Here is a 12,489-nt window from a genome sequence, read left to right as displayed (position 1 = left end):
AAAAGTAATGGGTGGACTTTGTTTATCTGCTAAAAGATATAGAAGAGATTTAAAAGCCGCTTATTACAGATTTAATAAGCGGCTTTTTTATTTTTAAATCGTTTGGTATGCACAATGGATGTGTACTGGTCTGCAAAACCAGTGTAGTCAGTTCGATTCTGACACCAAACTCAAAAATATCTGATTATTTAATTTTGGTAATGGCACCCGAATTTCCTTCGGTTGAAATGTTATAGGTATAAATTTTACCCACTGTATCCTGCACAATTAGTTTTGCGTTTACCTTATTGGTCGGTTCGCGTTTTAAACCACTTATCGTTGCTCCGAACCTGCCATCTCGGATGGTTGAATCGCTTATTGTCCAGTCAATGTGATTTTCAGAGGCCTCAATTTTTAATATTTTCACCTTCCAGCCCTTGTTCAATATAGAAAAGATAAACCTCTGACCACTTAAAACGTTCACGTTTTCCAGATCTAGTACCGGCTGCATATAAGGTTCAATACTTAGCAGTACATAATTACCTTCAATATTTTTAATCATAATTCCCTTGCCGTTGCCTTCCGATGATCCATCTTTTGCCCTGACAAAATTATCGGGTAATCCTTTTATCAGTTTATCTTTATTTAAGGATATAGAAGGCCATATATTTTTGTGCTTTAAATAAAACACATCGATGTTTTCTTTTTCCGGATGATACTCATATTCATTATCCATTGTAATTACCGAGCATGTTATCTCTGATCCGTTAATGCGCTCTGGTTTTAAATAAAGAATGGTATTTGAGTTTTTTACGTTTCCAAATTTAATAAAATCATCAACAGTTAAGCTGTCGATTTTATCTTCTAACTTATTGCCAATAGATCTGTTTTCGAAATAAAATCGGGCTTCAGTATCTATGTACCCGATCAAAAACAGTAAAATCACTGCAGCAGGGATAACAAAAAGATATTTCCAACCTTTTGCACCTGTGTCTTCTTCCTTTAACACCGCAGTTCCCGACAATCTATCGTGCCAGCCTGTATTGGCCAACACAAAAGAAAATGCATCAAAAGGTATTAATCTAGATACTGTTCTCACAAAAATAGTTTTAAAGTTAAAAGGTCCTTCGGTTTGCTTTACCACTCTTGTTTCCGTAAGAAATTTTGCGGGAGATGACTGAAATAGGTTTTCGAAGAACAAATAATAAATCAATAAAAAGCAGGCGCATATTAAATATAAGGTTGGTTTTTCTCCGATAACAAAACTTACTTTATTTAACAGCGAAACGATGACCTCGATCCTGGTAACTGATTCAATTATGGGGTAAAAGATAATTAGCAACAAAAAACTGTCTATTATTAAATGAAATACCCTTTGCCAGTTGTTCGCCTCAACAAAATAAGTTACTATATCTCCACCATAATCTTCTGTTTTTGTACTTAGTTTTCTCTTTACATTAAAATCCTTCAAAATCCTAAAAGAAACATACGCCCAAGCTATATTTCCGATAGCCGCCAGTAGGATATTGGCGACGCTTGTGCGTTCTGTAAAGCTGCTAAATGAAAATGTGGTTAATAAGAAGAGATTGAATACCCTTACAAGCCTATCGATTAAAATTACTGAAAATAAGCACCTGAGCAGCCTGCTTTCATTTCCCTTACTTAAATAATATAATATTCCGCTAATTAAAAACAGTATGGTAAACAGCTGGTTTAGTGTTTCATAAGAAAAAACCTGCTTAATTCGGAAACTAAAATAAAAGGGATTAAAGAAAGCATAGAACATCCTGGCTTGTAAAAACGATGGCAAAAACTCGACTGTTAATTTGTACAGGGCTGTTAAAATGACAAATATTGCGAGCTTAGATTTTATTTTTTGCATGAGCGCTAATTTTATCGCAAATAACAATTTTTATTGTGATTAATAAAATACCTTTTTGTGTTGGAAAAGCAAATACAGAAACATCTTTTAAGATTCTTCCAACTTTCATTACTCCCGACTTCTCGTTCTGGATTCCAGTCAGTCGGGTTGAGGTAGCAAATCAGCTCCTATTGGGAAAAGAAAATGCCGCATTAATCATCTGTGCTTAACCATGTACATCTGCGGTTAATTAAGCACTTCAATACGCACTTCGATTCAGTTCAGCGTACCAATCGAGTGGGTATCCGTGCTTTCTGTGTCTCCGTGGCAAAAAAAATCTTCAAACAAAAAAGCCACTCTTTCAAGTGGCTCTATATTGTAAAGTCCCCTTTAGGGGATTTAGGGGTTATACATTAAACCTGAAGTGCATAATGTCTCCATCTTCCACTACGTAGGTTTTTCCCTCAACACCTAATTTACCAGCATCTTTACAGGCATTTTCAGAACCTAAGGTTACAAAATCGTTGTATTTGATTACCTCCGCACGGATAAATCCTTTTTCAAAATCAGTGTGGATTACACCAGCAGCCTGCGGTGCTGTAAAACCTTTTGTGATGGTCCAGGCCCTAACTTCTTGTACACCAGCGGTGAAATAGGTATAAAGGTTTAGTAATTTATAAGCTGCACGGATTAATTTATTTACGCCTGATTCAGTTAAGCCTAAATCAGCTAAAAACTCCTGACGCTCTTCGTAGCTATCCAGCTCAGCAATTTCTGATTCAATTTTAGCCGAGATCACTAAAACCTCCGCATTTTCATCAGCAACACTTGCCCTAACCAGATCAACATATTTATTGCCATTAATTACCGATGCTTCATCAACGTTACAAACGTACATTACCGGCTTTTGCGTAAGTAAACCCAAGTCTTCAATAAATTCGAAATCATCCTGGGCCAATGGCGCTGTACGGATCGATTTACCACTTTCTAAATGAGATTTAACCACCGTTAAAATTTCATAAGTACGTTTTGCATCCTTATCGCCACCAGTTTTAGCCATTTTTTCCACTTTTTGAATGCGTTTGTCAACGGTATCCAAATCTTTAAGCTGTAGCTCAGTGTCAATAATTTCACGATCACGGATCGGATCAACAGAGCCATCCACGTGAATTACATTTCCGTCATCAAAACAACGTAGAACGTGAATAATTGCATTCGTAGCACGGATATTTCCTAAAAACTGGTTTCCCAAACCTTCGCCTTTCGATGCACCTTTTACCAAACCTGCAATATCTACAATCTCGATTGTATTCGGTTGCACTTTGTTTGGCTTAACCAACTCGGCCAGTTTGGTTAATCTATCATCAGGTACTGTAATTACGCCAACATTGGGCTCAATAGTACAAAAGGGGAAGTTTGCAGCCTGCGCTTTTGCATTTGATAAACAGTTAAAAAGAGTCGATTTTCCAACATTTGGTAAACCAACTATACCACATTGTAATGCCATTATTTATTAGTCTTTAAGTCTTTAGTCCACAGTCTTTAGTCGGTAATCGCCCTATATCTCACCTCATCCACCCTAGATTTTCCATCTCCTGTCTCCGCTAAAACCGCGCAAAGATAAGCTTTTAAAACCTTTATTTAAACCCTTGCTATTGTATCAAATCTATATTTTATCTATGTTTAGCCAAAAATAAATAGAGATAAATGGAAGATTTTGAAAATGAAGTGCCCCAGGAAGTAAAATTGGTTGTTACCGAAGAAATGAGGAGCTATTTTTACGATATTACAAAATGGACTAAATTTTTATCAATTGTAGGATTTGTCTTTTCTGCATTATTAATCTTGGTTTCGCTGAATATTAGATCAATTGTATCTACAAATCCGGCCGCCGCCAAGCAACTTGGAACTCTTGGTAATGGGGGAACAACAATGTTAACTATCGTTTATTTACTATTTGGATTGTTATATTTTTATCCAAGCCTGTTATTGTTCAGGATTTCGAATAAAGGAAAACAAGCGGTTTTATATGGTGATCAGGAAAGTCTTAATGTTTGTATTTTAAGCCTAAAATCGCTTTTTAAATTTTGGGGCATTGTAACCATTTTAGGGATATTAGGATTCTTTTTGTTGAATTTAATACTTGGGGCAGGAATGGTAAAAGTTTAGTCCCAGCAAACAGTTCTTCAGAAAAAAGCCTCCTGATTTTTAAAATCGGGAGGCTTTTTTATTTGAAATTATAATTACTTAAAAAGTAAAATCGTCGCTTGCTTTAGCGCTATGTTCTCCATTTTCAGAATATTCATAACGTTTTTCAACCACATCCTGGTGAGTTTTGATGTAATCAACAGTTTCATTTAATCCTTCTGCAAATTTTTCGAAATCTTCTTTATATAAAAAGATTTTATGTTTTACAAACACACCGTCTTCTAATCTTTTCTTACTCTCGGTAACTGTTAAATAATAATCACCCGATCTTGTAGCCTTCACGTCGAAGAAATAAGTTCTCTTACCTGCTCTTACTTTCTTTGAAAAAACTTCTTCTCTTTCCTTGTTGTCGAATTCTCCCATGGTTGGTATTGATGTTGGTTTTTGGTTTCGGTAAATATAAAGCAAATATTTAAAGTTCAAAATACAATTTTAATACAATTTAAATAGTTCGCGTTTCCTCCTCCAAAAGTTGGTGGTTATAAAGATCGGTATAGCTGCCATTTAAACTAAGTAATTCATTGTGTGTGCCTTGCTCAATGATTTTTCCATTGTCCAGTACCAAAATTTTATCTGCATTTTTAATGGTCGAAATCCTATGGGCAATTAAAATACTTGTTTTTCCGGCCATGATTTTACCTAGGTTTTGTAGTATTTCTTCCTCGGTTTTAGTATCAACCGCCGAAAGGCAATCATCGAAGATTAAAATTTTAGGCGATTTAATCAATGCCCTTGCAATAGAAACGCGTTGTTTTTGTCCTCCAGAGAGCGTTATTCCCCGTTCACCCAGCATCGTTTCGAATTTTTCTTCGAAGTCGATAATATTGGTATAAACCGAGGCATTTCTTGCTGCCGCATGCACTTCTTCATCCGTAACCTTGTCTAAGCCAAAGGCTATATTGTTTTTTATGGTATCAGAAAAGAGGAAAACTTCTTGCGGTACAAAGCCAATCTGGTTACGGTAATTTTTAAGGTTTAGCGCTTTTATATTCTTTCCATCAATGTTTATCACGCCATTTTCTACATCATACATCCGCATAATCAGATTGGCCAATGTCGATTTTCCTGACCCTGTCTTTCCGATAATGGCTACAAATTCGCCACTATTAATCTCAAAACTCACATCTTTTAAAGCTTCAATGCCTGTGTCAGGGTAGGTAAAACTCACATGATTAAATTTGATATTTCCACTTAACTCAATTTCAGCAGTTTCTTCCGATTGAATGTCAGATGGGATATCTAAAAACTCGTTTATCCTTTTTTGTGAGGCAGCAGCCCGTTGGATTAAAGAAGTAACCCAGCCCAGCATGGTTACCGGAAAGGTTAACTGGTTAATGTAAATGATAAACTCGGCAATATTCCCTGCGGTGATACTGCCATTCATTACCTGGATACCGCCAATATATATGGTTAAAATGGTACTCAAACCAATTAATAAAAGCATGGTAGGATAAAACAATGCCGATACTTTAACCAGGCTCATCGAATCTTTTTTATAATCGTTGCTCTGGATGGAGAACATATTTCGTGTATAATCTTCACGCACATATGATTTAATAATCCTGATCCCCGAAAAACGTTCCTGTACAAAACTGGAAAGATCTGATAAACGCTCCTGTATCTTCCCGCTTTTCTTAAAGATCAGCGTATTTACATAGTAGATAATCACCACCAGAAAAGGGAGGGGCAACAGGCAATAGATGGCCAGTTTGGCATTTACATCAAACATCGACCAGATAATAAGCACCGATAAAACAAAAGTGTTAATGGTGTACATAATTGCCGGACCCACGTACATCCTTACGCGGTTAACATCTTCTGTAGCGCGGTTCATCAAATCGCCGGTATTATTTCTGCGGTAAAAACCTAAGCTCAGCTCCTGGTAATGCTGGTAAATATCGTTCTTCATATCAAACTCTATATGCCGCGACATTAAAATAATGGTTTGGCGCATAAAGAACAGAAACAATCCCCGCAATAAATAGAGTGCAATAACCAGCAATCCAAAAAATAAAAGGTTACTACTAAATATGTCGTAAATAATGGCCTGCCGATCGAAACCATAAAAGAGATTAAATAGCTGAATGTTTTCGGTAATCAGATCAACAGCATAGCCAATTACCTGGGCAGGCACTACCCCAAAAATATTAGAAATTACCACAAAAATACTTCCGGGTATAATCCACCATTTGTATTTAAGAAAGTATTTGTTTAATCGGCTTAAATGTTTCATTCTATACAAACTTAGCTAATTTTGTTATTTCATAATACATATTTATCTATTCAGGTCTAAGCTTTAAAAAATGATGACACTCTTTCCAATCTTCGAGTTTTGGAGGCTGTGAGTTTGTAGGGCTAATTAACGGCTTACTAATTTGGGCGTTACCCAAGCTGCGCAAGGGGCGGGCTTTTCAGGGCTCCGCTTTGCTGCGGTACCGATGAAGAATCGGTACTGAACCCTTACAATCCCTAACGCAGCGTTCTTGCACTACCTCAAACTTCAGATGTCTTTGCCTCCTAAACCCGATAGGAGCGTAAAACCCGCAGGCGAGGTACGAGCCAAGGCTTTGAAGTGCATAGCGGGGCTTTTGTAACCCAAATGTACCGAACCCTGTTTTTCTAAAATAATACGGCTACCTAATTGTATTGTGGTTTAGATCTTATAGGCTTCGCAAATCTGCCAGGTTTAGCCCAAAAAACCATCTCCATCGAATAAATTTTATTGTATTTTTGTTAAATACACGTAATAATGGTTTTTTATTTTAATTTTGCAGCAGGTTATCCGAACGTTCAATATGCCAGCAAATTCTCCGTCAGATTTTTCAATTTTAGATCAATTAAGTGCCTATGGCCATAAAAAATTGGTTTTTTGCAACGATCCAGATACAGGTTTAAAAGCAATTATTGCTATACACGATACTACATTGGGTCCTGCTTTAGGTGGAACACGCATGTGGAGTTATAGTACAGAAAGCGAAGCATTAGAAGATGCGCTGCGTTTATCGCGTGGAATGACTTATAAGGCTGCAATAACAGGATTAAATCTGGGTGGTGGAAAAGGTGTAATTATCGGCGATTCCAGAAAAGACAAAACAGAAACTTTAATGCGTAGCTATGGTAGGTTTATTAAAAACCTAAATGGCGAATTTATTACCGCAGAAGAAATGGGTACCAATACACGCGATATGGAATATATCCGTATGGAAACCAATTATGTTACTGGTGTTCCCGAGTCTATCGGCGGTGCAGGCAACCCAGCCCCATTTACTGCGCAGGGTGTTTATTTAGGGATTAAAGCCAGTGTTAAAGAAGTTTTCGGTACGGATATGCTGGCTGGAAGAACCATTGTAGTACAAGGTATCGGAAATGTTGGTGAACATCTGGTTGCACTGTTAAGAAAAGAAAATGCCGAGGTTTTGATTAGCGATATTAACCAGGAGCAATTAACTTACGTTGCCCGGAAATATAAAGCAAAACCGATCGAGGCCGATAAAATTTTTACAACCGATGCCGATGTTTATGCCCCATGCGCAATGGGTGCTACCGTTAACAACAAAACCATTGAAAAAATGAAATTTGCAATTATTGCAGGTTCGGCAAACAATCAGTTAAAAGATGAAGTTTTAGATAGCGAGTTGCTTTTGAAGAAAGGAATTTTATTTGCACCTGATTATCTGATCAATGCTGGTGGGTTAATTTCCTGCTATTCGGAGTTAACTGGTTTTGGTAAAAAACGTACAGTACAGCTTACAGAGAATATTTACGATGCTACGCGCAGTGTAATTAAGTTAAGTAAAACTGAAAATATATCAACAAATATTGCTGCCAATCGCATAGCCGAGAAGCGGATTGCAGACATTAAAAAAATTAAATCGTCATATTAAATCATAATTATTAAAACAGGTTTTAAAAAACCACACTCGTTCTTACATTCATGTTAAACAGAAGGCACTTAAGAATCAAAGCTTTGCAAAATATTTTTGCTTGGCACATGGCAGACAAAAAAGACATTAAAGGTGATTTAAAAACTTTAATGCAGAGCATCGATAGCGTGTACGAAATGTACATCTGGATGTTATCTTTAATGGTAGAAGTTACCGAATTTACTGCTAACGACGCTGCAGAGCGCGCAAATAAGTTTATTAAAACAGCAGAGGATATTAATCCTAATATGAAATTGCTACACAATAAGTTTAGTGTTTTATTGCAGCAAAATCCCGAGTATGCTTCTGCGATAAAAAAATATAAGGTAGATTGGGGTTTCGATCCAGAAATCCGTAAAACCGTTTACAATTCTTTAAAAGCATCAAAAGAATATGCCGATTATCTTGCCGATCCGAACGAAAGTTTAGAATCATCGAAAGACATCATCAAATACATTTTCCGTAAAATCATCTTAAAAAACCAGGCCATTTTACAGGTTTTCGAAGAGAAATTTATCAACTGGCAGGTAGATCATGAAGTGATGAAAGGGATGGTAGCCAAAACCCTGAAAAACTTTACATCTGAGGATCCTTTCAAAAATAAATTAACCGAAATTAGTGCCGATTGGATTGAAGACAGCAAATTTGTTCAGGATCTTTTTGTATATACACTGCAGAACGATGCAAAATACCAGGAAATGATTGCCGATAGAACCAAAAACTGGGAATCGGAGCGTATTGCATTGATGGATACCATTTTAATGAAAATGGCCATTTGTGAACTGTTAAATTTTCCATCTATTCCGGTTAAAGTAACCATCAATGAATATTTAGAGTTATCAAAAGATTACAGTACACCGAAGAGTAATTCATTTATTAACGGTATTTTAGACAAAATTTTAGGCGATCTTAAGAAAAACAACACTATTAAAAAGATTGGCCGTGGATTAATCGAAGATTAAAAATGAAAAGAACATTTATCTTGGCTATTGCTGCACTTTCATTTGCAGCATGTCGTAATGCAAATAATAAAACCAGCGAAACCGCTACAGCAGTTTCTGTTGGCAACGATACATCAAAAACTGCTAAAGTTGCCCCTGCAGATGCACCTGTTATTGTTTTTGAACGCGATATTTTCGATTTCGGTAAAATAACACAAGGCGAAAAAGTAAAGCACGATTTCAAACTTAAAAATACAGGTAAAAGTCCGCTGATTGTTTCAAATGCAACGGCAACTTGTGGCTGTACTGTTCCGCAGGTACCAGGCGAGCCTATTTTACCGGGTAAAGAAGGTGTAATTAGCGTAGTTTTTAATAGCGAAGGCAAAATGGGCATGCAAGATAAAGTAGTAACCGTAACATCAAATGCAAATCCAACAGTAACCACTGTTCATTTAGTAGGTGAGGTACTTGCTAAAAAATAAATTGGTTCGATTGTTTATGGCATCATCCATAAGGATCAAAATTCACAAAAACACAAATAAATAAGAAATGACATCAACAGTAATATTACAGGCAGCAGGTGGTAGTAACATGCTAACTACAATTGTACCAATGGTACTCATCATGGTAGTTTTCTACTTTTTCATGATTCGTCCACAAGTTAAAAAAGCGAAAGACCATAAAAAATTGGTTGAAGAATTAAAAAAAGGAGATAAAATCGTAACTACTGCAGGTATTCACGGTCGCATTGCCGATATGAATGAAACAACTTTTTTAATTGAGGTTGAAGGTGGTGTAAAGATCCGTTTCGATAAATCAGCGGTTTCTTTAGATGCAACCAAAGCAGTTGTAGCGCCTAAAGCCTAATAAATTAATAAAATTTAAGCGCAGTCCCGAAAACTTTCGGGACTGTTTTTGTTTTACTACATTTGATTAAATGCATTTTGGATAATATTTTTCCAGCTTACAGCTAACATTAATTTATTATGCCCTTCATTAGGTTAACGAAGATTGAAAAAAGACGCGTATTTAGCTTATTGGCCTGCTTGCTGCTGGCTATAGCAGCGTGGCTCTTTATGGCATTAAACAACAAATATATTTATGTAGCAAAAACTGTATTGGTTTTTAAAAATACCCCCACCAAAAGAGCATTTTATCCTTTGCAATCAGATACGATAGATTTACAGGTAGAAGGAACAGGCTGGCAGCTACTGTTTGCCCGTTTAAGGATCAGCCCTCCTTCTGTTTCTGTTAGCCTGAGCCAGCTCAATACCAAAGATTTTATTGTTTTTTCCGATCAGCTTTTTAATATCAACAGGCAATTAGAAAGTACCCAAAAAGTAATTTCTGTTAAACCCGATACCCTTTATTTCGATTTTACTAAACGCGTGGTGAAAAAAGTTCCGGTAAAATTGATAGATAAACTGAGTTTTGTTAAACAATATGGTATTTCCAGTGAAATTATCCTCAATCCCAAATATGTAAAGGTGGCTGGTCCGTTGGAGGAGCTTTCAAAGTTAAAATTTTGGCCAACCGATACGCTTAAACAGGATAAGATACAGAGTAGTAGCACTACGAGAGTAGCTTTACAGCACAGCATCCATAAAAATGTAAGCATTTATCCATCATCTGTAGAAGTTAAGCTCCCTGTTGATGAATTTACTGAAAAAACTATCGAGGTACCTTTAAAAATCACCAATAATCGAAGCTATAACAGCATCAAACTTTACCCTAAAAAAGTTAAAGTAACCTTTTTAGTGGCCTTGAGCAATTACGATCAGGTTGATGAAAGTTTTATTACCGCAACCATTGATGTTGATGAATGGCAAAATTTAGGGCATCGCCAGTTTACGGTAAAAATAACCGAATTTCCAGATTATTGTAAATTGGTGAGTGTAAGCCCTTCTAAAATAGATTTCATTGTAGAAAAATAATGTATAAAGTAGGTATAACAGGAGGTATAGGCAGTGGTAAAACTACCGCTTGCAAGGTTTTTGAAGTATTGGGAATCCCTGTGTTTTATGCTGATACTGTGGCCAAAGAGATCATGTGTAAAGATGCTGTGCTAGTAGCAGGGGTTAAAGCTGCTTTTGGCAATGATAGTTATTTTGAAGATGGAAAATTGAACAATAAACACATTGCCGGCATTGTTTTTAATAGCGAAGAAGCGCTTGCAAAATTAAATGCACTGGTCCACCCGGCAGTTTTTAGAGCATTCGATGCCTGGGAAGAAACCATACCTGCAAATACACCTTATACGCTTAAAGAAGCAGCGCTGCTTTTCGAAAGTGGTTCTTACAAGATGTGTGATACCACTATCCTGGTTACTGCTCCTTACGATATTAAAATGAAGCGGGTAATGTTGCGTGATGGAGTAACGGCAGAGCAGGTTAAAGCACGTATGGATAAACAATTGAGCGATGAAGAAAAATCGAAAATGGCCGATCATTTTATTGTTAATGATGAACAGCAATCAATAATTGAACAGGTTTTAGCCTTACACCAACAATTTTTAAAGGCTGCGGAAGCGCTTAAAAGTGCCAATGTTTAATTATCTACTCCAATCATATCATCCTTAAATGCCTTAATCCTATATGATTTTAGCAGATTTTATTACCATTACCCCAATGGGTTTATATTGTGTTTACGGCGATTTTTACCTCGATCCACAACAGCCAGTTAAAGAAGCTGTGGTTTCGCATGCGCATGGCGATCATGCCATAGGTGGAAGCCAGAATGTTTATTGTACCGCTGCTACCGCAACTTTTATGAAACACCGTTACCGCAAATTCGCAGCAGTTGATTTTTTTACTAAAAGTTATCATGAGTCATTCAAAATAAAAGAGGTTACCATTACTTTTTATTCTGCCGGACATATTTTAGGCTCTGCACAGGTACTAATGGAATATAAGGGCATAAAATATCTTTATACAGGTGATTATAAGATTGAACCAGATAATACCTGCGAACCTTTTGAATTTGTAGAAGCAGACGTTTTAATTACAGAAAGTACCTTTGCCAATCCAGAAACCAAACATCCATCTCCCATAAATGAAATTAAAAAGCTGAACGAAACCAGTGCGAATATTATGTTGGGTTCTTACGCTCTGGGCAAAAGCCAACGGATTATTCAATTGCTCAACGAGTATTGCCCTACTAAGAATGTGATGGTTCACCACAGTATTATGCCCTTTGTTAAAATCTACGAAGATTATGGCATAAAAGTAGGGAATTACAAAATGTACGATAGAAAGGAGATGAAAAATAATCAAGAACATCAGGTTTATATTGTTCCTCCAATGGTTTTTCACAGCTACCATAAGGCGATTAATGTAGTACGGGCCTTTGCCTCTGGATGGAAGAATCTGCAGCAACAAAACGGGATTTCACTTTATATTTCCGATCATGCCGATTGGGATGCAATTTTAGAAACCATAGAAAAAGTTAAACCAAAACAAGTGTGGACTTTGCATGGCGACGGAAAACAGCTTAAAGATTATTTTAAAAATAAACTAGAAGTTAAAATATTAAATTAACCTTAGGGATCGTCATTCTGAACTCGTTTCAGAATCTTTAA

Annotated in this window: 12 protein-coding genes; 8 read left to right on the top strand and 4 right to left on the bottom strand. The window is 36.5% G+C overall.

Going from position 1 to position 12,489, the window contains the following annotated elements; translation table 11 throughout:
* Positions 1-184 precede the first annotated feature (184 nt).
* On the bottom strand, positions 185-1,861 hold the full coding sequence (locus tag FHT21_RS13270) for an RDD family protein (protein WP_167295121.1): 1,677 nt from the start codon (positions 1,859-1,861) through the stop codon (positions 185-187).
* 385 nt (positions 1,862-2,246) lie between these two features.
* On the bottom strand, positions 2,247-3,347 hold the full coding sequence (ychF, locus tag FHT21_RS13265; protein ID WP_167295120.1) for a redox-regulated ATPase YchF: 1,101 nt from the start codon (positions 3,345-3,347) through the stop codon (positions 2,247-2,249).
* A 200-nt stretch (positions 3,348-3,547) separates the two neighbouring features.
* On the opposite strand from ychF, the gene FHT21_RS13260 reads away from it, so the two are divergent.
* The gene (locus tag FHT21_RS13260) at positions 3,548-4,009 is read left to right on the top strand and encodes a DUF5362 family protein (RefSeq protein ID WP_167295119.1); all 462 of its coding nucleotides are present in this window, start codon (positions 3,548-3,550) and stop codon (positions 4,007-4,009) included.
* A 78-nt stretch (positions 4,010-4,087) separates the two neighbouring features.
* Here the strand turns inward: FHT21_RS13260 and FHT21_RS13255 are convergent, their stop codons facing one another.
* A complete protein-coding gene (locus FHT21_RS13255) occupies positions 4,088-4,411 on the bottom strand; it encodes a DUF3276 family protein (RefSeq protein WP_167295577.1) in 324 nt (107 codons plus the stop codon).
* 79 nt (positions 4,412-4,490) lie between these two features.
* On the bottom strand, positions 4,491-6,281 hold the full coding sequence (locus FHT21_RS13250; RefSeq protein ID WP_167295118.1) for an ABC transporter ATP-binding protein: 1,791 nt from the start codon (positions 6,279-6,281) through the stop codon (positions 4,491-4,493).
* A 562-nt stretch (positions 6,282-6,843) separates the two neighbouring features.
* On the opposite strand from FHT21_RS13250, the gene FHT21_RS13245 reads away from it, so the two are divergent.
* From FHT21_RS13245 to FHT21_RS13215, 7 genes are all read left to right on the top strand, one after another.
* Entirely contained in the window at positions 6,844-7,932 is a 1,089-nt protein-coding gene (locus FHT21_RS13245) for a Glu/Leu/Phe/Val dehydrogenase (RefSeq protein ID WP_167295117.1), read from the top strand.
* 50 nt (positions 7,933-7,982) lie between these two features.
* Positions 7,983-8,933, top strand: a complete 951-nt coding sequence (nusB, locus tag FHT21_RS13240) for a transcription antitermination factor NusB (protein ID WP_167295116.1) — start codon at positions 7,983-7,985, stop codon at positions 8,931-8,933.
* A 2-nt stretch (positions 8,934-8,935) separates the two neighbouring features.
* Positions 8,936-9,394, top strand: a complete 459-nt coding sequence (locus FHT21_RS13235) for a DUF1573 domain-containing protein (RefSeq protein WP_167295115.1) — start codon at positions 8,936-8,938, stop codon at positions 9,392-9,394.
* A 67-nt stretch (positions 9,395-9,461) separates the two neighbouring features.
* Positions 9,462-9,779: a preprotein translocase subunit YajC gene (yajC, locus tag FHT21_RS13230; protein ID WP_167295114.1), complete on the top strand. Its 318-nt coding sequence runs from the start codon at positions 9,462-9,464 to the stop codon at positions 9,777-9,779.
* A 119-nt stretch (positions 9,780-9,898) separates the two neighbouring features.
* Complete coding sequence (locus FHT21_RS13225) at positions 9,899-10,846, top strand: YbbR-like domain-containing protein (protein WP_223833370.1); 948 nt, start codon at positions 9,899-9,901, stop codon at positions 10,844-10,846.
* Positions 10,846-11,463, top strand: coding sequence for a dephospho-CoA kinase (gene coaE / locus FHT21_RS13220; RefSeq protein WP_167295113.1), 618 nt, complete (start codon positions 10,846-10,848; stop codon positions 11,461-11,463). The genes FHT21_RS13225 and coaE overlap by 1 nt, the downstream gene beginning before the upstream one ends.
* A gap of 43 nt (positions 11,464-11,506) precedes the next feature.
* Positions 11,507-12,448, top strand: a complete 942-nt coding sequence (locus tag FHT21_RS13215) for an exonuclease (RefSeq protein WP_167295112.1) — start codon at positions 11,507-11,509, stop codon at positions 12,446-12,448.
* The last annotated feature ends 41 nt before the right edge of the window (positions 12,449-12,489 follow it).

Source organism: Pedobacter sp. SG908 (assembly GCF_011759615.1).
GTDB classification, from domain to species: Bacteria; Bacteroidota; Bacteroidia; order Sphingobacteriales; family Sphingobacteriaceae; genus Pedobacter; species Pedobacter riviphilus.
Note: the sequence above shows the minus strand (reverse complement) of the source record. Positions and strands in the feature narration are given on the sequence as shown.

Excerpts from the sequence above, each read along its gene's own strand:
- FHT21_RS13215 (WP_167295112.1), top strand. The coding sequence starts at position 11,507 with ATGATTTTAGCAGATTTTATTACCATTACCCCAATGGGTTTATATTGT.
- FHT21_RS13270 (WP_167295121.1), bottom strand. The coding sequence starts at position 1,861 with ATGCAAAAAATAAAATCTAAGCTCGCAATATTTGTCATTTTAACAGCC.
- FHT21_RS13260 (WP_167295119.1), top strand. The coding sequence starts at position 3,548 with ATGGAAGATTTTGAAAATGAAGTGCCCCAGGAAGTAAAATTGGTTGTT.
- FHT21_RS13250 (WP_167295118.1), bottom strand. The coding sequence starts at position 6,281 with ATGAAACATTTAAGCCGATTAAACAAATACTTTCTTAAATACAAATGG.
- FHT21_RS13225 (WP_223833370.1), top strand. The coding sequence starts at position 9,899 with ATGCCCTTCATTAGGTTAACGAAGATTGAAAAAAGACGCGTATTTAGC.
- FHT21_RS13245 (WP_167295117.1), top strand. The coding sequence starts at position 6,844 with ATGCCAGCAAATTCTCCGTCAGATTTTTCAATTTTAGATCAATTAAGT.
- yajC (WP_167295114.1), top strand. The coding sequence starts at position 9,462 with ATGACATCAACAGTAATATTACAGGCAGCAGGTGGTAGTAACATGCTA.
- ychF (WP_167295120.1), bottom strand. The coding sequence starts at position 3,347 with ATGGCATTACAATGTGGTATAGTTGGTTTACCAAATGTTGGAAAATCG.
- FHT21_RS13255 (WP_167295577.1), bottom strand. The coding sequence starts at position 4,411 with ATGGGAGAATTCGACAACAAGGAAAGAGAAGAAGTTTTTTCAAAGAAA.
- coaE (WP_167295113.1), top strand. The coding sequence starts at position 10,846 with ATGTATAAAGTAGGTATAACAGGAGGTATAGGCAGTGGTAAAACTACC.
- FHT21_RS13235 (WP_167295115.1), top strand. The coding sequence starts at position 8,936 with ATGAAAAGAACATTTATCTTGGCTATTGCTGCACTTTCATTTGCAGCA.
- nusB (WP_167295116.1), top strand. The coding sequence starts at position 7,983 with ATGTTAAACAGAAGGCACTTAAGAATCAAAGCTTTGCAAAATATTTTT.